This is a genomic window from Rhodococcus sp. AD45-ID (assembly GCF_003023755.1).
Lineage (GTDB): Bacteria > Actinomycetota > Actinomycetes > Mycobacteriales > Mycobacteriaceae > Rhodococcus_F > Rhodococcus_F globerula.
Map to the genome: position 1 here is coordinate 907,149 of NZ_PYHL01000003.1, position 19,775 is coordinate 926,923.

19 protein-coding genes are annotated in these 19,775 nt (G+C 62.9%); 11 read left to right on the plus strand and 8 right to left on the minus strand.

What is annotated here, in order from left to right; genetic code table 11:
• The first annotated feature begins 8 nt into the window (after positions 1-8).
• Positions 9-857 (plus strand): ABC transporter ATP-binding protein, encoded by an 849-nt coding sequence (locus tag C7T36_RS28420; RefSeq protein WP_045069280.1) that lies wholly within the window; start codon positions 9-11, stop codon positions 855-857.
• A complete protein-coding gene (locus C7T36_RS28425; protein WP_045069283.1) occupies positions 854-1,882 on the plus strand; it encodes an ABC transporter substrate-binding protein in 1,029 nt (342 codons plus the stop codon). The genes C7T36_RS28420 and C7T36_RS28425 overlap by 4 nt, the downstream gene beginning before the upstream one ends.
• A 76-nt stretch (positions 1,883-1,958) precedes the next feature.
• Here the strand turns inward: C7T36_RS28425 and C7T36_RS30345 are convergent, their stop codons facing one another.
• Positions 1,959-2,126 (minus strand): hypothetical protein, encoded by a 168-nt coding sequence (locus C7T36_RS30345; protein WP_162487760.1) that lies wholly within the window; start codon positions 2,124-2,126, stop codon positions 1,959-1,961.
• A gap of 313 nt (positions 2,127-2,439) precedes the next feature.
• Between C7T36_RS30345 and C7T36_RS28430 the strand changes: the two genes are divergently transcribed.
• Together C7T36_RS28430 and C7T36_RS28435 are read left to right on the plus strand one after the other, a co-directional pair.
• Positions 2,440-2,943 carry a nuclear transport factor 2 family protein gene (locus C7T36_RS28430; protein WP_033234278.1) on the plus strand — a complete coding sequence of 168 codons (504 nt, stop codon included), beginning with the start codon at positions 2,440-2,442 and terminating at the stop codon, positions 2,941-2,943.
• Positions 2,940-3,599, plus strand: a complete 660-nt coding sequence (locus C7T36_RS28435; protein WP_045069285.1) for a pyridoxal 5'-phosphate synthase — start codon at positions 2,940-2,942, stop codon at positions 3,597-3,599. Before C7T36_RS28430 ends, C7T36_RS28435 begins: the two co-directional genes overlap by 4 nt.
• Before the next feature lie 9 nt (positions 3,600-3,608).
• Here the strand turns inward: C7T36_RS28435 and C7T36_RS28440 are convergent, their stop codons facing one another.
• The 3 genes from C7T36_RS28440 to C7T36_RS28450 form a co-directional block, all read right to left on the minus strand.
• Positions 3,609-4,199 carry a hypothetical protein gene (locus C7T36_RS28440; protein WP_045069288.1) on the minus strand — a complete coding sequence of 197 codons (591 nt, stop codon included), beginning with the start codon at positions 4,197-4,199 and terminating at the stop codon, positions 3,609-3,611.
• Positions 4,200-4,467: 268 nt separating this feature from the next.
• Positions 4,468-5,118: a nicotinamide riboside transporter PnuC gene (gene pnuC / locus C7T36_RS28445; RefSeq protein ID WP_045069291.1), complete on the minus strand. Its 651-nt coding sequence runs from the start codon at positions 5,116-5,118 to the stop codon at positions 4,468-4,470.
• Positions 5,118-6,812, minus strand: a complete 1,695-nt coding sequence (locus C7T36_RS28450; protein ID WP_033234282.1) for a peptide chain release factor 3 — start codon at positions 6,810-6,812, stop codon at positions 5,118-5,120. Before C7T36_RS28450 ends, pnuC begins: the two co-directional genes overlap by 1 nt.
• 191 nt (positions 6,813-7,003) lie before the next feature.
• Between C7T36_RS28450 and C7T36_RS28455 the strand changes: the two genes are divergently transcribed.
• Positions 7,004-8,638 (plus strand): fatty acyl-AMP ligase, encoded by a 1,635-nt coding sequence (locus C7T36_RS28455; protein WP_033234283.1) that lies wholly within the window; start codon positions 7,004-7,006, stop codon positions 8,636-8,638.
• A 3-nt stretch (positions 8,639-8,641) separates the two neighbouring features.
• Here the strand turns inward: C7T36_RS28455 and pth are convergent, their stop codons facing one another.
• The 4 genes from pth to C7T36_RS28480 all read right to left on the minus strand — a co-directional run bounded on the left by pth (position 8,642) and on the right by C7T36_RS28480 (position 12,938).
• Positions 8,642-9,214, minus strand: coding sequence for an aminoacyl-tRNA hydrolase (gene pth, locus C7T36_RS28460; protein WP_033234284.1), 573 nt, complete (start codon positions 9,212-9,214; stop codon positions 8,642-8,644).
• A 108-nt stretch (positions 9,215-9,322) separates the two neighbouring features.
• A complete protein-coding gene (locus C7T36_RS28465; protein ID WP_033234285.1) occupies positions 9,323-9,919 on the minus strand; it encodes a 50S ribosomal protein L25/general stress protein Ctc in 597 nt (198 codons plus the stop codon).
• A 286-nt stretch (positions 9,920-10,205) separates the two neighbouring features.
• Entirely contained in the window at positions 10,206-11,669 is a 1,464-nt protein-coding gene (locus C7T36_RS28475; protein ID WP_033234286.1) for an FAD-dependent oxidoreductase, read from the minus strand.
• An 87-nt stretch (positions 11,670-11,756) separates the two neighbouring features.
• On the minus strand, positions 11,757-12,938 hold the full coding sequence (locus tag C7T36_RS28480; protein WP_045069294.1) for an aminotransferase class V-fold PLP-dependent enzyme: 1,182 nt from the start codon (positions 12,936-12,938) through the stop codon (positions 11,757-11,759).
• A gap of 56 nt (positions 12,939-12,994) precedes the next feature.
• On the opposite strand from C7T36_RS28480, the gene C7T36_RS28485 reads away from it, so the two are divergent.
• From C7T36_RS28485 to C7T36_RS28510, 6 genes are all read left to right on the plus strand, one after another.
• On the plus strand, positions 12,995-14,227 hold the full coding sequence (locus tag C7T36_RS28485; RefSeq protein ID WP_045069297.1) for an APC family permease: 1,233 nt from the start codon (positions 12,995-12,997) through the stop codon (positions 14,225-14,227).
• A gap of 94 nt (positions 14,228-14,321) precedes the next feature.
• The gene (egtA, locus tag C7T36_RS28490) at positions 14,322-15,527 is read left to right on the plus strand and encodes an ergothioneine biosynthesis glutamate--cysteine ligase EgtA (protein ID WP_033234288.1); all 1,206 of its coding nucleotides are present in this window, start codon (positions 14,322-14,324) and stop codon (positions 15,525-15,527) included.
• Complete coding sequence (egtB, locus tag C7T36_RS28495; protein ID WP_045069299.1) at positions 15,527-16,834, plus strand: ergothioneine biosynthesis protein EgtB; 1,308 nt, start codon at positions 15,527-15,529, stop codon at positions 16,832-16,834. Before egtA ends, egtB begins: the two co-directional genes overlap by 1 nt.
• A gap of 1 nt (position 16,835) precedes the next feature.
• The gene (gene egtC / locus C7T36_RS28500; RefSeq protein WP_033234290.1) at positions 16,836-17,600 is read left to right on the plus strand and encodes an ergothioneine biosynthesis protein EgtC; all 765 of its coding nucleotides are present in this window, start codon (positions 16,836-16,838) and stop codon (positions 17,598-17,600) included.
• On the plus strand, positions 17,597-18,562 hold the full coding sequence (gene egtD / locus C7T36_RS28505; protein WP_033234291.1) for an L-histidine N(alpha)-methyltransferase: 966 nt from the start codon (positions 17,597-17,599) through the stop codon (positions 18,560-18,562). Before egtC ends, egtD begins: the two co-directional genes overlap by 4 nt.
• A gap of 52 nt (positions 18,563-18,614) precedes the next feature.
• A complete protein-coding gene (locus C7T36_RS28510) occupies positions 18,615-19,754 on the plus strand; it encodes a sorbosone dehydrogenase family protein (RefSeq protein WP_045069831.1) in 1,140 nt (379 codons plus the stop codon).
• The last annotated feature ends 21 nt before the right edge of the window (positions 19,755-19,775 follow it).

Below are 19,775 nucleotides of genomic sequence, written 5' to 3' on the forward strand. Positions count from 1 at the left end.
GCGTAGGAATGAGGAAGAGCGTGAACGAAACCAGCGGGCAGAAGACAAATCGGCTGCGCGCCGAGGGCGTCACGATCGGATACGACAAGCGGGTCATCTCGCAGAACCTCAACGTCGACATCCCCGACGGCGGTTTCACCGTCATCGTCGGGCCGAATGCGTGCGGCAAATCGACGCTCCTGAGGGCGCTGTCTCGTTTGCTCAAGCCCAGCGCCGGCACTGTCCTGCTCGACGGCAAGGCGATCACGTCGTATCCAGCCAAGGAAGTTGCTCGTCGGCTCGGGCTACTGCCGCAGACGTCGATCGCACCCGACGGCATCAAGGTCGCCGATCTTGTTGCGCGCGGCCGGTATCCGCATCAGAAGCTGATTCGGCAGTGGTCGCGCGAGGATGAGGCAGCAGTCATCACTGCTATGGAGGCCACGAAGGTAACGGACTTGTCCGCCCGACTCGTCGACGAACTGTCAGGCGGGCAGCGTCAACGAGTGTGGGTTGCCATGGTTCTCGCGCAGCAGACGCCACTGGTGTTGCTGGACGAGCCGACTACTTTCCTCGATATCGCGCATCAGATCGAATTGTTGGAGCTGTGCCGAGACCTGAACGAGAACGACGGTCACACGTTGGTAGCAGTGCTTCACGATCTGAATCACGCGTGTCGCTACGGAACTCACATCATCGCCATGAAAGACGGCGCGGTTGTAGCCGAAGGCCCACCGGCCGAGATCATCACGGAAGAACTGGTGCAGGAGGTGTTCGGCATGGCGTGCCGCATCATCGACGATCCGGTTTCCCATACGCCACTGGTCATCCCGCTGGGACGGGAGCGGCAACGACGCATCGAAGGAGTGAAGGTATGACACTCGTCCTGGACACGCAGGTCACCGATTTCGAGTGGGCGCAGATAGTCGACCGCATCTCGCGACGTCAATTCTTCGGTGGCGCAGCAGGTGTGGCAGCGGCACTCGCACTGAGCGCCTGCGGAACCTCGGATGCGGAATCCGAGGCGGTCGGGGACACTGTTCCGTACACGTGGGCGGAGTTCAGCGGCGACGTTCCGCGCAGCCCCAAGCGTGTGGTGGTTCTCGACGGCCGGGTCGATCTCGAGTTCGCGATGATGATGGACTACCCGATCGTGGGGTCAGGCAATTTCTGGTTCCCCAATGAAAGCGCCGGGTTTCAATTTCCCGGACGCGCTATCGAGGACGCGAGCTTCGTCAACGTTGCCGGCGATTTCTCGACGAACTTCGAGGCGGTACTCGGCCTCGATCCCGATCTGATCGTGATGACTCATATCGGGTACTCGAGCGACTGGTACGGCAACGAACGCTTGGCGTCCATTGCACCGCTCTTGGTGGTCGGAGACGATATCGAACCGATTGCGGGACACCCGGTTGATTGGCGGGGTGCGTTGCTGGCGCAGGCGCGTCAACTCGATCGTGTTGCCATCGCCGAGGCATCTATCGCCGAGTACGAGCGCAAGCTCGCCGAGTTGCGTCCGTTGTTGCAGGACAAGCTCGGTGGGAAGAACCTGGTCTTCGGCGTCCAGACGCCGACGGGTTTTGTTGTACACCAGCGAAATCTGCGGATCAGCGTGGCACTGGACGCCGGACTCGATGTTCTCTTCCGTGACGACAACAATTCCGAGAACTCGTTCGAGGTGTCGTTCGAGCAACTCGATGTTCTGGCGCCGGCCGACGTGATTATCGCGCAGGCCAGAAACCAGGAAGCGCTTGACGTCATCAAGACGCAGCCGACGTGGCAGCGGTTACCCGTCGTGCAAGCGGGCAATGTGATCACGACGGACGCGCGGTACAACCAGGGATTCGCGCTCACATCGGCGATCTTCCTCGACGTTCTGGCGGATGCTGCCGGACGCTTCTGACCCCGGCGCCCGAGATATGCACAACCACGATCGATCCGTCAGTCGACAACCAGACTCGCTGCCACTAGTTCCGGCCTTATTGCCTCGAGACCGTGAATGACGCCCTGCTCGTGATCGCGCCATGCCATAGGTGGCGAACGCTGATCAGATCGTTGTATCGACGACCGTTGGATCGGTCGTAGAAGTGGGTATCCAACGTCTCACCCGCGGCCCGGTGGTAAGTGCGCGAAAGAATCAACGCCATCGAAACAGGATGGCGGCAGTCGGAAAGGTTGTACGGATCGTATTGTGCGCCTGATGGTGTGGGCGTTTGGCGCTGCAGGCGCGCCAGGACGGTAGGAATGCATCCGATACATCGGCTTGGAGAGAGTTGGCGGCGAATCGACGTGTCGCGGGAAGGCTTGGCTTTACGACAAGATCACGATCATGCTCGACGGCCTCGAAAGGCGTGTGGTCCGGTGACTTATCTACTAACTTAGAAGGTAATGCCCGATTCATTCCGTTGCGGGTTATGGTTCAGATTGATTCGGGTGGTTGCTCCACGAGAGGCGAGGATCATGGATCTCGAAGCGATTGTGCACATCCAACGGCTCAAGTACCGATATGCGCGTTCGTTGGATACTAAATCCTGGGTCGAATTCGCAGACACCCTGACGGTTGACGCCACCGCAATCTACGGTGAGCAACTCAGTTTCGACTCCCGTGATTCTTTTGTGTCTTTCCTCGAGAACACTCTCGGCTCCCATGTCATCACCGAGCATCAGTGTGGCCAACCGGAGATCGACGTCGACGGTGACACAGCCACCGGGGTGTGGTGCCTCGCCGATACCGTCGTGGTGCCGGAGGACGGCATGCTGATGCGCGGTTCGGCTTTTTATCACGACAGGTATGCCCTGTGCAGCGACGGTAAGTGGAGGATCTCGCATACCAGTTACGAGCGGACCTGGGAGTCGGTGATGTCGCTCTCGGACATGCCGAGCTTTCGGCTGACGTCGAACAAGTGGGCCATGTTGCAGCCGAACTCGTACGGTAACTCGATTCCGGCTGTGTCCGCAGGGTGACGGGCGAAGATATCCGGTCCTGGATTCGAGGACTGCCCGCGCTGACCGGGACACCCCCGCAGGCACCGTCGACCTTTCCAGACCGTCCGAACGACCTGTTCGTGAACTGGCTGCGTGAAGCCGTAGCCGCCGGTGTTCGCGAACCACACGTGTGCGCGCTGTCCACCGTCGACGAAAGCGGTGTCCCCGATACCCGCTACTTGATCCTCAAAGATGTGACGGACGCTGGATTTTGGTTTTCCGGCAGCTCGGTTTCCATGAAGGGGATTGAGCTGCAAGCGAATCCGCATGCGTCATTGGCGTTCTACTGGCGCGAGCAAGGGCGTCAGATCCGAATCAGGGGATCAGTGGAAACCGAAACCGGGCCGGTCAGGGACGCTGACTTTGTCGAGCGCTCCGTCACAGCGAGAGCCGTGGCGGCAGCGAGCCGGACAAGTCAGGTACTGACCGACCCGGACGAGTACAACCGAGTTGTCGAAGAAGCCGTGGCGCGCATCGACAAAGATCCAGGCTATGTCTGCGAGAACTGGCGTGCATGGTGCCTGGTTCCCGAAACGGTCGAGTTCTGGCAAGCGGACCAAGGCCGTCGGCACCAGCGGTGGCAGTATCGCCGCACCGAAGACGGCGATTATCTCCGTGAGGTCCTGTGGCCCTGACGGGTCGTGCTACGTCGCGCTGATCTCCGGCGACACGAGGTTGACGACGATGGACTGCCCGCCGAGCTTTGCGTGAATCTCGGGATGCTCGAACCCCGACGAGAGCAGGTAGCTGCCGAGCATGGTCAGTAGCTCGTCCAGATCAATCGTCGGATCCGACGAATGCGAACTGGACGGCGATGCCTGGTTGGCAAGAAGTTCGGTGTGGGTGAGGCGTCCGGCAACACGAACTGCGGCTACACCCATGGCGTCGCGTCGGACAACGGTGCGGCTACGAGTCTCGAGGTTGCGCGACGATTCACGGGAAGGTGTGGGTGTTGCGGCAGGCATGGACGGGTCCTCTCCGCTGCTGTGTGCTGCGGTGCTGTAGGTGGGGAGTGCAGTGTCGTGAGTCGGAAGTGCAGTGCTGTCGGTCGGAAGTGCAAAGCTGAAGGCGTCGGTCGGCTTGCTTGGCGCAGGGTTGGCTGTTGCTGTGGAACTGGCGGAGCCGTTTGTGAGCCCACCATGTGATCCATTTGCGGGTCGATGTGCGGAACCGTTGGTGGCCCCGTTTGTCGACCCGGTGGGGTTACTTGCTCCATGCGAAGTCGTGTCTTCCATCGTGCGCTCCTGATGCTGTGTGCTCCTGGTGCCCGTAGTCGGACAGGCCCGTAAACAGACCATAGGTTTGCACAGTTTCAATAAACATACCAGTAGTCGGTTTTGTCCTGCGTGCCTTCGGCAGTGATCGTTACGCGGGTACCGCAGTGATCGTTACGCGGGTACCGCAGTGATCGTTACGCGGGTACCGCAGTGATCGTTACGCGGGTACCGCAGTGATCGCTACGCGGGTACCGCAGTGATCGTTACGCGGGTACCGCAGTGATCGCTACGCGGGTACCGGAGTGCGCCGTTGAATCTTCAGCCACGCCAGGAATCCCCACACGACAAAGAAGGCGTAAACGAGATAGAGGATCGCCGAAGGGTAGTAGCCGGCGCGGAAGAGTAAGGGAACGCCCACCGCGTCGACGCCGATCCAGATGAGCCAGAACTCGGTCCAGCCGCGGGCCATGCCGTAGGTGGCGAGGATCGACCCGGTGAAGATCCAGGCTTCTGCCCACGCGCCGTACGAGCCGAGGACCGTGAAGACCCAGGCGAAAATCACTGTGCCACTTGCCATGACAGCGACCATGGCCAGACGTTGGCGCGCGCTCGCCCAGTGTGGCAACACTGCGTCGCCGGAACTGCGTGCACCGCGCCGCCACTGCATCCACCCATAGATGCTGACGGTGATGAACAGCAACTGGCGGCCGGCTTGGCCGTAGAGATTGAGTTCCTGCGGCGTATGGAACAGCGCACCCATGAACACGGTGAACAGCAAGGCATTTCCGGCGATACCGACAGGCCATGCCCACACTGAACGCCGGGCCCCGGCAATTGCCGAGCCGATGCCGAAGGTGTTCCCGATGATCTCCCGCCACAAGATCGTGGCGCTGCCGATGTGAAGTTCGGCGTCGAACAGCGCCTCGATCAGGCTCATCAGTCTGCAGCGGCGACGAGTGGTTCGAGCGTCAGATCGGGGAGTTCCTTCTGGATGTACTGCAGGCGCCACTTGTCGCTGACCAAGGCGAGCAGGACACCGTCCGAGCGCGTGAAGACCTCTACGCCGCGCTGACGGTTCAGCTCGACCTCGGATGCGGCGTCGGTGCGTCGTGCCAGTGCGTAGCCGAGCGGTTCCATCTTGGCTTCGACGTTGAATTCCGCCTTCATCCGAGCAGCGACGACCTCGAACTGCATGGGGCCGACAGCCGCCATGACGGGCGACGCGTCGCCACGGATGTCGTTGCGGAGAATCTGCACGACGCCCTCGGAATCGAGTTGGTCGACGGCACGGCGGAACTGCTTGTACTTTCCGGCGCTCTCGGCGCGCAGGATCGAGAAGTGTTCCGGCGCGAAGGACGGGATCGGCGGGAACTCGGTCTTCTTTTCGGTGTACAGCGTGTGGCCGGGTGCGAGTGCGGTGGCGTTGACCAGGCCGACGACGTCGCCGGGGAACGCGGACTCGACGGTGGAACGTTCACGGCCGAATACCGTCTGCGCGTACTTGGTCGTGAAGGGCTTGCCGGTTTGGGCGTGCGTGACAACCATTCCGCGCTCGAAGACGCCCGAGACGATGCGCATGAACGCCAAGCGGTCACGGTGCGCGGTGTCCATGCCGGCCTGAACCTTGAAGATCACTGCACTGAACGGATCGGTGACCTCGCGCGGCTTGCCGTTGATGTCGTCGCGGGCACGCGGCGGCGGCGCCAACTCGACCAGGGTGTCGAGGATCTGGCGGACACCGAAGTTGAGCATGGCGGACGCGAAGATCACCGGGGACGTCTGCCCGGCAAGGAACATTTCCTGATCGTGGTCCTGGCCGGTAGCCGAGAGCAGTTCACTCTCCTCGGCCGCGGTTTCCCACTCGGAGCCTTCCTTGGCGAGGGCGGCGTCGGCGTCCATGATTTCTTCGGGAGCGATTTTTGCGCCACCGGCGGTGCGGGTGAACCGGACGTATTCGCGAGCTTCGCCGTCCTCGCCGCGTCGCAGCAGGCCGCGGAAGTCTCCGGCGATGCCGACGGGCCAGTACAGGGGAGTAGGTGTGAGGCCGATGCGCTCACTGATCTCGTCCAGCAATTCGAGCGGGGTCTGGCCGGGACGGTCCCACTTGTTGATGACCGTGATGACGGGGATGCCGCGGTGACGACACACCTGGAACAGCTTGAGCGTCTGCGGTTCGAGGCCCTTGGCGGCGTCGATGAGCATGACAGCCGCGTCGACGGCAGTCAGGACGCGGTACGTGTCCTCGGAGAAGTCGGAGTGGCCGGGGGTGTCGACGAGATTGATGACGTTGATCTGATCGTCGGGGGTCTCGGACGAGTGGTAGTTGAACTGCAGCGCGGTGGAACTGACGGAGATGCCGCGGGCTTTCTCCATTTCCATCCAGTCCGAGACCGTCGACTTGCGTCCGGCCTTGCCGTGGACCGCGCCGGCTTCGGAGATCTTTTTTGCGTGCAGGGCCAACGCTTCGGTGAGCGTCGACTTACCGGCGTCGGGGTGTGAGATGACGGCAAAGGTGCGACGACGTGCAGCTTCGGCCGCGAGGCCCTTCGTGCTGACCGGAGCGGATGTGGCACCGGTGTCGGACTGGACAGTCGAGTCGGTGGGGACAGTCGAGTCGGACGGGGTAGTCAACGAAGAACCTCTCGCAGTGGGAGTAGTGGGCGTAGCGCGATGAAGCACGGGTGCGGACGCACAACAGAGAAAGGATACTCGCCCACGAATTTGCGGTAACACTCGGCGAACTTTGTCTGATTATCCAGATAGGTGTGCGCTGGATCACATGACGGGTTCGGCACTGTATTCAGGCGTTCTGAGGAGCAGCATTGAGCAAATTCACCGACGAGATGTACAAGAGTGCCGCTGTCAGCGATCACGGCATGGTGACGGGCGAACCGGATAGCCCGTTGCGGCAGACCTGGAGCGACATTCATCGGCAAGCGCGCCGGATGGCGGGTGGATTGGCCGACGCCGGGATCGATCACGGGGTCGCGGTCGGAATCCTGGCCGGTCAACCGGTGGACATCGCGCCGGCCTGTCAGGCGAGTTGGATGCGCGGCGCTTCCGTGACCATGCTGCACCAGCCGACACCGCGAACCGATCTGGCGGTGTGGGCGCAGGACACCCAGAAGGTGATCGACATGATCGCCGCGCGGGCGGTCATTGTCGGGAGCCCGTTCGACGCGGCAAAACCACTCCTCGAAGCCAGCGGCATCACGGTGGTCACGATCGACGAACTGCGAACGGGTCGGGCGATCGATCCGGTCGACACCGCGGAATCGGATATCGCTCTGCAGCAGTTGACGTCAGGCTCGACCGGTTCGCCGAAAGCTGTGCAGATCACGCACGAGAACTTTCACGTCAACGCGTATGCGATGGTCAATCGCATCAAGTTCTCGATCGACGAGGACGTCATGGTGAGTTGGCTCCCGCTCTTCCACGACATGGGAATGGTCGGATTCCTCAGTGTTCCCATGCAATTGGGGGCCGAGGTCGTCAGCATCACGCCGTTGGACTTTCTCCGCAGCCCGATCCTGTGGGCGGAACTGATGGGAAAGTACGGTGGAACGGTCACGGCCGCACCGAATTTCGCGTACTCGCTTCTTGCTCGACGGCTGGCGCAAGCGGAGGACGGCGCTGTGGATCTCTCCACGGTCCGCTACATGTGGAACGGGGCAGAACCCGTCGACCCCGACACCTTGGACGCCCTCACCAAGGCCGGGGCACGGTTCGGATTGAACCCGACGGCGCTCGCACCGGCCTACGGCATGGCCGAGACAACTCTGGCGGTGTCCATCCCAGACCCGGGTCAAGGGGCGATCGTCGACTACGTGGATCCCGATTTTCTCGATGCGATGTCGCGGGCGGTTCCTTCGAACCGGCCCAACGCGCGGGCTCTCGCGACTCTGGGGAGACTTGTTCCGGACTTGGAGGGCCGCGTCGTCGACGGAGATGGGGAGGTGCTGCCGGCTCGAGGCGTCGGAATCATCGAGGTTCGAGGCAAGGCCGTCACACACGGGTACATCACCACCGAAGGTCGCCGATCCGCGCATGGCGCCGACGGCTGGTTCAACACCGGCGACGTCGGCTACCTCACCGAAGAGGGCCTCGTCGTGGTGTGTGGGAGGGTCAAGGACGTCATCATCATGGGCGGCCGCAATGTCTATCCCACCGATATCGAGCGGGCAGCCGCGACGGTGGTCGGGGTGCGACCCGGAAATGCGGTGGCTGTTCGGCTCGACGCCGGACGGAAGCGAGAGAGCTTTGCAGTTGCCGTCGAGACCAACGCGTTCGAGGACCCCGAGGAAGTTTCCCGTATCGAGCACGATGTGATCCGGGCGGTGTTCTCCGAAGTGGGTCTGCGGCCACGCGCCGTCGCGGTTCTGGGGCCCGGCAGTATCCCGAAAACGTCGTCGGGAAAACTGCGACGGTCCAACTCGGCAGCCCTGATCGGAAAGTGAAGGTCAGTGCAGGCGATTCTGCGCTGCTTCGAGTCCAAGTTCGAGGAGTAACTCCACTGCGTCTGCGGCTTCTTCGCAGACCAGATCGAGTTCTTTGCGCTCGGCTGCGGAGAACGGCTTGAGTACGTAGTCGGCCGGGTCCATCCGGCCGGGCGGGCGGCCGATGCCGACGCGCGTACGCAGGTAGTCCTTGGTGGAGAGTGAACTCGAGATGGAGCGCAAGCCGTTGTGGCCGCCCTCGCCGCCGCCCAGCTTGAGGCGGATGGTTCCGAAGTCGAGATCCAGCTCGTCGTGAACGACGATGATGTTCGACGGGTCAACCGAGAAGAACCGGGCCAGGCCGGCCACGGCACCACCGGAGAGGTTCATGTACGAGCGCGGCTTGCCGAGGATCACGCGTCGGCCGGCCAAGCGGCCTTCGACGATCTCGGCCCCACTCTTCTTGTGCGCGTTGAACTTTCCGCCCATCCGGCCCGCCAGGGTGCCGGCAACCATGAACCCGATGTTGTGCCGGGTCTTTTCGTACTGCGGGCCGGGGTTACCGAGTCCGATCACCAGGGCTGTATCTGTGCTCATCGGAGATTTCCTTTACCGACAGGGGAGTGGACGCGCAAACGGCGCGTCACTCCGAAACTCGGAATGACGCGCCGCGCACAAGCTGTGTTCTCGAGGAGAACGCGAGGATCAGGCCTCTTCGGTTGCTGCCGCTGCCGCTGCTGCTTCTTCCGAAGCCTCGGTAGCTGCTGCGGTGACGTTGACGATCAGCACGTCTGCATCTGCCTGCAGGGTCGAGCCCTTGGGGAGTTCGAGCTGGCTTGCCAGGATCTGGGTGCCGGCCTCGAGGCCCTCGACGGAAACCTCGATCTGCTCGGGGATGTGCAGCGCGTCAGCCTCGAGGGAGATGGTGGCGGCATCCTGCGCGACCATGGTGCCTGCAGCTGCGTCACCGGTGACGACGACGGGAACGTCGATCGTGACCTTCTCGCCCTTCTTGATGACGAGGAGGTCAGCGTGCTCGATGTAGTTGCGGATGGGGTGCACGACGACCGACTTGGTCAGTGCAACCTGCTCCGTGCCGTCGATGTCGAGCGTCAGCACGGCGTTGGTGCCGTGTGCGCGGAGGATGGAAGCGAAGTCGCGAGCGACGACGTTGAGGTGCTTGGGGTCTTCACCGTGGCCGTACAGAACCGTGGGGACCAGGCCGTCGCGGCGTGCGCGGCGAGCTGCGCCCTTGCCGAATTCGGTGCGGACGACAGCGACGAGGTTGTTCTCTTCAGACATGATGAAACGGCTCCTACAACTCACGGGGTTCGTGCTCGGTTTACTGACGTGTGGTTCTGTCGGCGACAGATTCTGCCTTCGGAAAGTGGACAGGCGCGCACACGGCCAGGAGCGAAACGCTCGAGCTGAGCCGTAGCCGCGTCGATCACGGAAAACCTGCAGTTAGTGGAGCAGCTGCGATTCACCCTCGCCGAGACAACGTTCCATACAGTACCGGAACTCGCGCGTCGCCGCGAATCGCCGCACGAGTTCCGGTAGTTCCCGCTGTGTTCAGTTCACTGCTGCATCAGGAGCGGGCCGCGCTGATTCCGGCGCGACGCCCGAAGAAGCTGCCGTCGCCGAGGCTGGTTCCGCTGGCATAGCCGCCCGCGCAGACACCGGACGTGCAGCGGCCCGCAGCGAACAGTCCGGGGATCGGCTCGCCGGAGACGTGCAGAACTTCGGAATCGACGGTTGTCTTCAACCCGCCGAGTGTGAAGCCGCCGGTGCGACCGCGCAGGTCGATCGCGGCGAACGGGCCGACGATCGGCTTGACCCATTCGGGCTTCTTGCCAAGCACCGGGTCGGAGTTCGACTCGGCGTGGCGGTTGTAGAGATCGACAGTGGATTGCAGCGAGCCGACGGGAAGCCCCATTTCGGCTTCGAGTTCCTCGACCGTTTCCGCTACCCACGTCGGTTGCGCTCGCAACTGCGCACTGGACGATTCGGCGGCGATGCCTTCCTCGTATGCGGCTTCGTCGATGATGAGGAAAGCCTGATTGTCCTGCTGGAACAGCGTTGCCTGGCCGATACGGCCCGGGTAGGTGTCCTCGGGGATGTATCGCTGACCACGGCCGTTGACGAGAATGCCGCGCACCATCAACTGCGGGTCGCAGAAGAACGCAACCTCGGTGGCGTCCATATGCGCGGTGTCGGCGCCGAGTGCCTGGCCGATCTGGATCGCGCGACCGTCGTGCGCCTCGATGGAAGCGGCCGGATGGCCGAAGATACGCGGCGCGTTGGAGCGCACCATCTCGTTGTTGTAGGCAAAGCTGCCCATCGCCAGCACAACACCCTTGTTGGCGCGGATCGCGACATCCTTGCCGTAACGCTTGGCGACAACGCCGACAACGCGGGGACCGTCGACCACCAGCGTCTGGACGCGCAAATCGTATTCTGCTCGGACGCCGAGCTTTTCGGCCGTCTCGACGAGCGGCTTCATCAGCATGTAGCCGCCGCCCTGCTCGCCGGTCTTCTTCTCGGACATCTGCGGAACGTGTCCACGGGGCGCGGGATCGACCAGCGTGTTGAACGGCGCGGCGTTCTCACCGCCGGAGTACATGAGGCCGTCGTCGAAGGGCGGTTCCCAGCCGGGCTGACCCCAGAACGACTCCTTGAACGGAACGCCGGCGTCGACGAGCCAGTTGTAGTGATCGACGCTGCCTTCGCAGTAGGCATCGATCTTGGCGTCGTCGGTTCCCGGACCGAGTGCGGCTTTCATGAATGTCTTCATGTTGTCGACGGTGTCGTCGAATCCGCATGCCTTCTGCAGCGCAGTGCCGCCGCCCAGGTAGATGAAGCCGCCGGCCAGTGACGCGGCACCGCCCCAACCGCCGGTTCGCTCGAGCACGAGCACGTCGGCGCCCGCGCGGGCAGCCTCGATTGCCGCGGTGACTCCGGCGATTCCGTAGCCCGCGACAACCACGTCGGCTTCGAAGTCCCAGCTAGAGATGTCGGAAACGGAAATCGGGGAAATTGTGGCGTCGGCCATGGGCGGCGTCCTCTCGCAAAAAATGAACTGATCAGGTGAGAGTCAAGATTTGCAGCTCCGCTCGTCTCCTGCCCGCTGTGATCCCGGTCATCGGGAGACGCTCAAATCCCGTACCGCGCCGAGAAAACTGTCCAGATCATTCTCGTCGACAAAACAGTGCGGGGACGCTCTGACGACGGCGTCGAGCCCGCGCGCTGTCATGTCGAGGAGTGTCGATCCGCGGCTGCTCACCGTCACAGTGATGCTCTGCATCGCAAGTCGACTGCGGACTTCGGCGGCCGGAACCGCGTCCAAGGTGAACGAGACGATGCCGCTGAGGATGGGTCCACGATCCTGGACTGTGACACCGGACAGCGCGCCCAGACCCGCCCGAAGATAGTTCGCCCTCGATTCGATCTGCTGCGCAACGGTTTCCGTCCCCAGCACCAAGAGGTAGTCCGCCGCGGCGCCGAGTCCGAGGCGAGCCGCGACACTGGTTTCCCACAGTTCGAATCGTGTGGCATCCGGCGCGGGCACATAGGAATCGGGGTGGGTCCAGTCCGCTCCGTGCAGGTCCATCGCGGCAGGTTCGAGCGCGGTTGCCAGTCCGGGACGCACGTACAGAAACCCCGTTCCCCGTGGGCCCCGAAGCCATTTGCGACCCGTGGCGCTCAACGCGTCGACGCCGAGGGCAGCCACGTCGATGGGCAGTTGACCGACCGATTGGCACGCGTCGAGAAGGACCAGTGCGCCGTGTCGCGCGGCCAGTTCGACAACCTCACGGACCGGATTGACCAGGCCGCTGTTCGTGGGGGCGTGGACAATCGAGATGACGCGGACACGGTCGTCGAGCATCGCTTCGAGCGCGTCGAGGTCGATCCGGCCGTCGGAATCGCTCGGAATAACCTCGACCTTCGCGCCGGTCGACCGCGCCCGCCCCAGCGCGGCGATGGCGTTGCTGGCGTATTCGACACCGCAGATCAGGACGCGGTCGCCCGGGCTCAAGGGCACGGCTGCAAAAAAGTCGTTCCAGGCGCGGGTTGCGCTGTCGGTCAAGGCGATATCCGAAGGCTGGGCGCCGATCACCCGGGCCAGTGAGTGTGGAACCGCGGCCAAGGCCTCACTGCGGCGATCTGCGGCGACGTAGCCGCCGACGTCGGCTTCCAGACGCAGATGCTCGATCATCGCCGTCAATACAGGTTCTGGCGGTAGCGAGGATCCGGCGCTGTCGAGGAACGCCTTGTCGAGGCACCCAGGGGTGTCGCGGCGGATCGAGGTGAGGTCGAACATGGCACCATCCGTTCACTTCGGTGTGGTTCAAAGGCTCTGTGAACGAAGCTATACCGATGGACCGCACCCTGGGGACGTTCGACGCCGTGGTGATCGGCCTTGCCGCGATGATCGGTGCCGGAGTGTTCGTGGTGTTCGCGCCGGCAGCGGCAGCGGCCGGCACGGGATTGATGTTCGGTCTGGCGATCGCGGCATTCGTGGCGTACTGCAACGCCACGTCGTCGGCGCAACTGGCCGCGCGTTATCCGACCTCGGGCGGGACGTACGTCTACGGACGTGAGCAACTCGGGCCGTGGTGGGGGTTCATTGCGGGGTGGTCGTTTGTGATCGGGAAGATCGCGAGCTGCGGGGCGATGGCGTTGACCTTCGCGACTTACGTTGTACCCGAACCGTATCGGAAGCCCGTCGCCGTGGCGCTAGTGGTGCTGCTGGTCGCGGTGAACTATCGCGGTGTCACCAGGACCGCGCAGATGGCGCGAGTGATCGTCGCGATGTCCGTGACGGCAATCGGCGTGGGTTTGTGCGTATCGCTGTGGGGGCCGGGCGCTCATCGTGCGATGCCTGACGTTGTCTTCGGCTCCTGGTACGGGGTTCTGCAATCGGCGGGGTTACTGTTCTTCGCCTTTGCCGGGTACGCCCGCATCGCGACTCTGGGGGAGGAAGTCCGGGATCCTCGGCGCACAATTCCACGCGCAATCCTGATAGCACTGGGAGCTGCGGTAGTCATCTATGCACTGGTAGCGGTGGTTCTTCTGGTTACTCTGGGGCAGGAGAGACTTGCGGAGTCGACCCGTCCGCTCGCGGATGCCGTCGCGCTTTCCGGGTGGGGGTGGGCTGAACCGATTGTGGTCGTCGGCGCCGCCGTCGCATCCGCTGGTGCGCTGTTGGCGCTGATCGCGGGAGTGAGCAGAACCGCGATGGCGATGGGCCGGGAACGGGATCTGCCCCCGACTTTCGCAGCGATTCACCCCAAATTTTCTGTGCCACATCACGCTGAACTGGTTGTCGGAGCGATCGTGATCGCACTGGTCTCGATGGTCGATCTGCGTGGTGTGATCGGGTTTTCGTCGTTCGGGGTGCTGGTGTACTACCTAGTGGCAAATGTCAGTGCGTATACCCAAGACGGCGCGGATCGGATGTTCCCGCGCTGGCTTCAGGTTGTCGGAGCGCTGGGATGCGCGGTCCTGGCGTTCACGCTGCCTACTTCGGCAGTTGCGGCGGGGACAGGTGTTGTTCTTCTGGGTTGTGGGTACCGGTGGATACGACTGAAAAAATTTGGCGACACGTAACACGGCAAAGGGTGCAATCGGTGTGTGCGGGCTCTATCGTCGGTACAACCGCTAGAGCCCGCGAACCGCTAGACATACCCAAAGGGGAAGTCGAATGGCAACCGCAGTACTGGAAACGACGCTGGACTCACGTCCCGCCGCCGAGGCATACATCGGTGGGGTGTGCTTCAAACAGGGCCCGCCGCGACTCATCGGGACCGAGGTCGAATGGCTGACCAGGGATGCCGGTGGTGGTCGTCCGTCGCTCGAAGCGCTGGCCCACGCGCTGGGTAAACATACGCCCACCAGCATCGACCCGGAATCTCCTGGCGCCCCACTTCCGGGTGGAAGTTATGTGACCGTCGAACCGGGCGGTCAGATCGAACTTTCCTCGGCGCCGCGCACGTCAGCCCGCGAAGTATGCGACTACCTGGGTGAAGACCACCGCGTGTTGAGTGCGCTTCTGCACGATCAGTCCATCGAGATGTACGACGGTTCGGCGGATGAGCTGCGTGAACCACACCGCTTGCTGCGACTGCCCCGATACTGCGCCATGGAACATCAGTTTGCCTCTATCGGGCCGTACGGAACCCTTATGATGTGCAACACCGCCGCCGTGCAGGTGAGCGTCGATGCGGGTGGCAGCCAAGAAGCTATAGCGCGGCGGTGGCGACTCCTCGGCGACATCGGACCGGCTCTGATCGCCGCATTTGCGTGTTCGCCACAGCTGGAAGGGATTCCGCGAGGTGAGTGGGCGTCGCAACGGATGCGGACGTGGCTCGAACTTGATGCCAGGCGCACTATGCCCGTCGTCGATGCCGCCGATTATGCGCAGTGGGCCTTGAACGTCCCGCTGATGTGTGTCCGGAACAGTTCCGAAGACTGGACTGCGCCGCGGGGCGCCACGTTTGGCGACTGGATCGACGGGGCACTCGAATCCGACATAGGTCGTGCGCCCACGTCCGAGGATCTGGACTACCACCTGTCCACGATGTTTCCGCCGGTCCGTGCGGCAGGACATCTGGAGGTGAGGTACATCGACGCTCAACCCGGCGATCTGTGGCGCGTGCCGATAGCCGCGATCGATGCGCTGCTGTCCGGGCCTGCAGTGATGCAGGAAGCAAGCGATGCCGCGGCATCGACGGCGGGCCGCTGGCGTGATGCCGCGGAATACGGGCTGGTGGACGTCGAATTACGTTCGGCAGCAACATCTCTGATGTCGCTCGCAGCGTCGTATGCGCCTGATCCCGAGTTTGTTCGTCTCCTCGATCGTGCGGCCGAGCGGTGTTGTCGGGGCCTGGCACCGGTCGAGGGAACCTGATGTCGGCAGAGGTCACCAAGGAGGCGGTCGAGACCGTCCTGGATCGGGCACGAGCGCGTTCGCTGCTGCTCACCGATTGTGTCGACGACACCGAGTTGATCGCCCAGCACTCGCCGCTCATGAGTCCGCTGGTGTGGGATCTTGCCCATATCGGCAACCAGGAGGAACTGTGGCTGGTACGCGATGTGGGCGGGCGAGAACCGGTCAGGCGCGATGTCGACGACATGTACGACGCGTTCAAACACTCGCGGCCCACGCGGCCTGAGCTTCCACTTTTGGACCCGGCCGAATCGCGTCAATACATACGTACGGTTCGAGGCAAGGTGTTGGACGTTCTGGCTGACAGCAACTTCGACGGAAAACCACTCGAACGCAGCGGGTTTGCGTTCGGCATGATCGCCCAGCACGAACAGCAACACGCCGAAAGTATGCTCGCGACACACCAATTACGTTCCGGCCCTGCGGCACTCGTGGCCACACCAGCTCCCGCTGTGCGGCGCAAGCCCCTTCATGACGAGGTGGTCGTTCCCGCCGGGCCGTTTGTGATGGGTACCGATGACGAACCGTGGGCTCTCGACAACGAGAGAACCGCTCACCAGGTGTATCTGGGCCCCTATGCCATCGGCCGATTCCCGGTTACCAACGGTGAGTTCATCGAATTCATCGACGACGGCGGGTATTCCCGGCCCGAACTGTGGTCGCGGGTCGGGTGGCGTCATCGCATCGATGCCAAGCTCACTGCGCCCTTGTTCTGGGAACGCGACGGATCAACGTGGTGGCAGCGGTCTTTCGGCACCGACAAACCGGTAGCGACTCGCCGCCCGGTGGTGCATGTCAGCTACTTCGAAGCCGAAGCCTATGCAACCTGGGCCGGCAAGCGACTTCCCACCGAAGCCGAATGGGAGAAAGCGGCGCGGTGGGATCCCGAATCCGGGCGGTCCCGCCGATTCCCGTGGGGCGATGACGCACCGGACGAGACTCGCGCCAATCTCGGCCAACGGCATCTGTCTCCGGCTGATGCGGGGGCATATCCCGACGGTGCGTCGGCGTACGGCGTGCAGCAGTTGATCGGGGACGTGTGGGAATGGACGTCTTCCGGTTTCCATCCGTACCCGGGGTTTCACGCGTTTCCATACCGTGAGTACTCCGAGGTGTTCTTCGGCGGTGATTACAAGATGCTGCGCGGTGGTTCGTTCGGAACCGACAGCGTTGCGTGCCGTGGCACCTTCCGCAATTGGGATCATCCGATCCGGCGTCAGATATTCTCCGGATTTCGCTGCGCCAGAACACTGTCCGGGCACGTCTGACATGTGCCGACATCTCGGCTACCTCGGACCGCCGCGCTCTGTCCGAGATCTCCTGCAGGGCGGAACCCATTCGCTGGTGAAGCAGTCGTGGGCGCCCCGTGAGATGCGCAAGGGTGGAGTCATCAACGCCGATGGCTTCGGCGTAAGTTGGTGGACGGCCGGGCAGTTGGGGCGGTATCGAAGTAGCACCCCGATCTGGTCGGATCCCACTGTCGAGGAAACGCTTTCACATATCCGCAGCGGATCGGTTCTGGCCGCGGTGCGGTCCGCGACCGAGGGAATGGCCGTCGAAGTCGGCGCATGCGCACCCTTTGTCGACACTACCTACGCATTCAGCCACAACGGAGTCCTCACCGGGTGGCCGAGTTCGGTTGCCGCTCTTGCACAGGAGGTTCCGACTGCCGCGCTGCTGACCATGTCGGCGCCAACAGATTCGGCACTGCTGTGGGCCCTGTTGCGTCATCGCTTGCAGGACGCATCTTCGTTGACGGGCACGTCGGTGGAAGCCGCCTTGACCACCGTCATTCACGACGTCGAAGCAGTGGCGCCAGGTTCGCGTCTGAATTTCCTGCTCGGCGACGGGAACGAACTGTGGGCCAGCACCTGGGGCCATACGTTGTACGTTCTCGTCGACGAGTTGCAAGCACTGGTCGCGTCCGAACCCTTCGATGATTCACCCCAGTGGGAACAAGTTCCTGACAGGCACCTCGTCTGCGCCCGCCCCGGGCATTTGATCATCACCCCGATCCCGATGGGAGAACGATGAGCACCCCGATTCTCGAGATCTTTCTGACTCCGGACGACCTTGTCGAGCAACTACGGTCCGACGCTCGCTCCGGCCTGACCGCGCAGGCGAAGTGGCTTGCGCCGGTGTGGTTCTATGACGCCCGAGGCAGTGAACTCTTCGAGCAGATCACCGAGCTGCCCGAGTATTACCCCACCCGCACGGAACGCGCTTTGCTGGCCGAGTGCGCCGGCGAGATCGCATCGTTGACTACACCGAAGATGCTGATCGAGTTGGGTTCCGGTTCCTCGGAGAAGACGCGCCTCCTGCTGGAAGCGATGTCTGATTCACTGCATACCTATGTCCCGCAAGATGTTTCGGTGACTGCGTTGGAAGGTGCGGCCAAGGCGATCAGCGCGGAGTTTCCGGGTATCGACGTCATCGGAGTGGTCAGCGACTTCACCGGTTCGCTGCATCATCTTCCCAGCGGCGGCAGGCGGGCGGTCGCGTTTTTGGGCGGCACGCTGGGGAATCTGATTCCGGGCGAGCGCGCAGAGTTCCTCGCCGGTGTCGCCGAGGTCCTCGGCCAGAGTGAGAGCTTGATCCTCGGCGTGGGGTTGGTGACCGATCCGGCCGTGCTGGTTCCCGCATACGACGACAGCGCGGGAGTAACGGCGCAGTTCAACCTCAACGTGCTCAGCGTGTTGAACAAGCAACTCGGTGCGAACTTCCCGCTGGAAGCGTTCAGGCACGTCGCACTCTGGGATGCCGAGAACCAGTGGATCGAGATGCGGTTGGAAGCACTCCGCGATCTTTCGGTGCGAATCGAAGACTTGGATCTGGACATCACCTTCGCTGCGGGCGAGCAATTGCGCACGGAAATCTCCGCGAAATTCACCGTCGACGGGATCACTGCCGAGTTGGAGGCTGCGGGCTTTCGGTTACAGAAAGTGTGGACCGACGCCGATCAACGGTTCGCGTTGTTGTGTGCGGAGCGAGCCTGACTTGGGTGCACTCGGATCCGGGCGCGCTGTCCTGATTGCAGCGACAATCGTGATGCTCACGATCCCGTTGGCACAATGCTCCGCTCAGACGGCTCCGCCGCCCGGGAACCTCGAATCTGTTGGCAGCAGTTCGGAAGTCCCCACCGAGGACACGTTGCCGGAACTCGTGGTGACCACCCTCCTCGACGGACTGGACCATCCCTGGGATGTTGTGCAGGCGCCCGACGGAACGGTTCTCACCGGGCAACGGTCCGGAGGTTTTGTCGTTCGCCGCAGCGACAACACGACCGGCCCCGTCACTGCAGACCTTTCGGATCTCTACGCTCGGTCCGAGACCGGACTCATGGGAATCGCGCTTGCCCGCGACTTCGCTCAGTCCCGCACCCTGTACACCTGCCAGGGATTCAGCGCTGGGGGAGTAACGGATATTCGAGTGATCTCGTGGACGGTCGACGCCGGATGGACTGCACTCACGCGAACCGGAACCGTGGTGTCCGGCCTCCCGGTCTCGACGGGGCGACACGGAGGTTGCCGAATACTTGCATCCGAAGACGGAACGCTGTTGATCGGCACGGGTGACAGCGCGACGCCCAGTGTTCCGCAGGATCCGAACTCGCTGGGCGGCAAGGTCTTGCACGTCAACGCGGACGGCACGCCGGCGGCGGGCAACCCCAACCCGTCGAGTCCCGTGTACACACTCGGCCACCGGAACGTTCAGGGATTGGCCGTTCAACCCGGAACCGGCAGGCTCTATTCGGTGGAGCAGGGCACCAGCGTCGACGACGAGCTGAATCTACTCACCCCCGGCGGAAACTACGGCTACCGACCGGACCGGTTGCCCGGAACATACGACGAGTCGGTGCCGATGACCGATCCGTCCCGCGTGCCGGGCGCGATCGAAGCGGTCTGGAGTTCGGGTAACTCGACCCTGGCAACTGCGAGCGCGGCATTTGCCTCGGGCCCGCAATGGGGTTCGTGGGACGGCAGCGTCGTCATCGGCGGACTCAAGAGCAAGAAACTGATCTTCGTGCGACTGAGCGACGACGGCCGCAGCGTCGACGCCCAGACGTACGGGTTGGAAGATCAGTACGGACGCCTGCGTTCGGTCACGCCAACGGCCAACGGATCTCTTCTTGTCACCACGGACAACGGCGAGAACGACCGGGTGCTGCTCGTGACGCCGTCTCCGTAGCCGAATTACCAGCCGTAATAG

Excerpts from the sequence above, each read along its gene's own strand:
- C7T36_RS28485 (WP_045069297.1), top strand. The coding sequence starts at position 12,995 with ATGGACCGCACCCTGGGGACGTTCGACGCCGTGGTGATCGGCCTTGCC.
- pth (WP_033234284.1), bottom strand. The coding sequence starts at position 9,214 with ATGAGCACAGATACAGCCCTGGTGATCGGACTCGGTAACCCCGGCCCG.
- C7T36_RS28440 (WP_045069288.1), bottom strand. The coding sequence starts at position 4,199 with ATGGAAGACACGACTTCGCATGGAGCAAGTAACCCCACCGGGTCGACA.
- C7T36_RS30345 (WP_162487760.1), bottom strand. The coding sequence starts at position 2,126 with ATGGCGTTGATTCTTTCGCGCACTTACCACCGGGCCGCGGGTGAGACG.
- C7T36_RS28465 (WP_033234285.1), bottom strand. The coding sequence starts at position 9,919 with ATGTCTGAAGAGAACAACCTCGTCGCTGTCGTCCGCACCGAATTCGGC.
- egtC (WP_033234290.1), top strand. The coding sequence starts at position 16,836 with ATGTGCCGACATCTCGGCTACCTCGGACCGCCGCGCTCTGTCCGAGAT.
- egtB (WP_045069299.1), top strand. The coding sequence starts at position 15,527 with ATGTCGGCAGAGGTCACCAAGGAGGCGGTCGAGACCGTCCTGGATCGG.
- C7T36_RS28430 (WP_033234278.1), top strand. The coding sequence starts at position 2,440 with ATGGATCTCGAAGCGATTGTGCACATCCAACGGCTCAAGTACCGATAT.
- C7T36_RS28420 (WP_045069280.1), top strand. The coding sequence starts at position 9 with ATGAGGAAGAGCGTGAACGAAACCAGCGGGCAGAAGACAAATCGGCTG.
- C7T36_RS28425 (WP_045069283.1), top strand. The coding sequence starts at position 854 with ATGACACTCGTCCTGGACACGCAGGTCACCGATTTCGAGTGGGCGCAG.
- C7T36_RS28475 (WP_033234286.1), bottom strand. The coding sequence starts at position 11,669 with ATGGCCGACGCCACAATTTCCCCGATTTCCGTTTCCGACATCTCTAGC.
- egtA (WP_033234288.1), top strand. The coding sequence starts at position 14,322 with ATGGCAACCGCAGTACTGGAAACGACGCTGGACTCACGTCCCGCCGCC.
- C7T36_RS28510 (WP_045069831.1), top strand. The coding sequence starts at position 18,615 with ATGCTCACGATCCCGTTGGCACAATGCTCCGCTCAGACGGCTCCGCCG.
- egtD (WP_033234291.1), top strand. The coding sequence starts at position 17,597 with ATGAGCACCCCGATTCTCGAGATCTTTCTGACTCCGGACGACCTTGTC.
- pnuC (WP_045069291.1), bottom strand. The coding sequence starts at position 5,118 with ATGAGCCTGATCGAGGCGCTGTTCGACGCCGAACTTCACATCGGCAGC.
- C7T36_RS28480 (WP_045069294.1), bottom strand. The coding sequence starts at position 12,938 with ATGTTCGACCTCACCTCGATCCGCCGCGACACCCCTGGGTGCCTCGAC.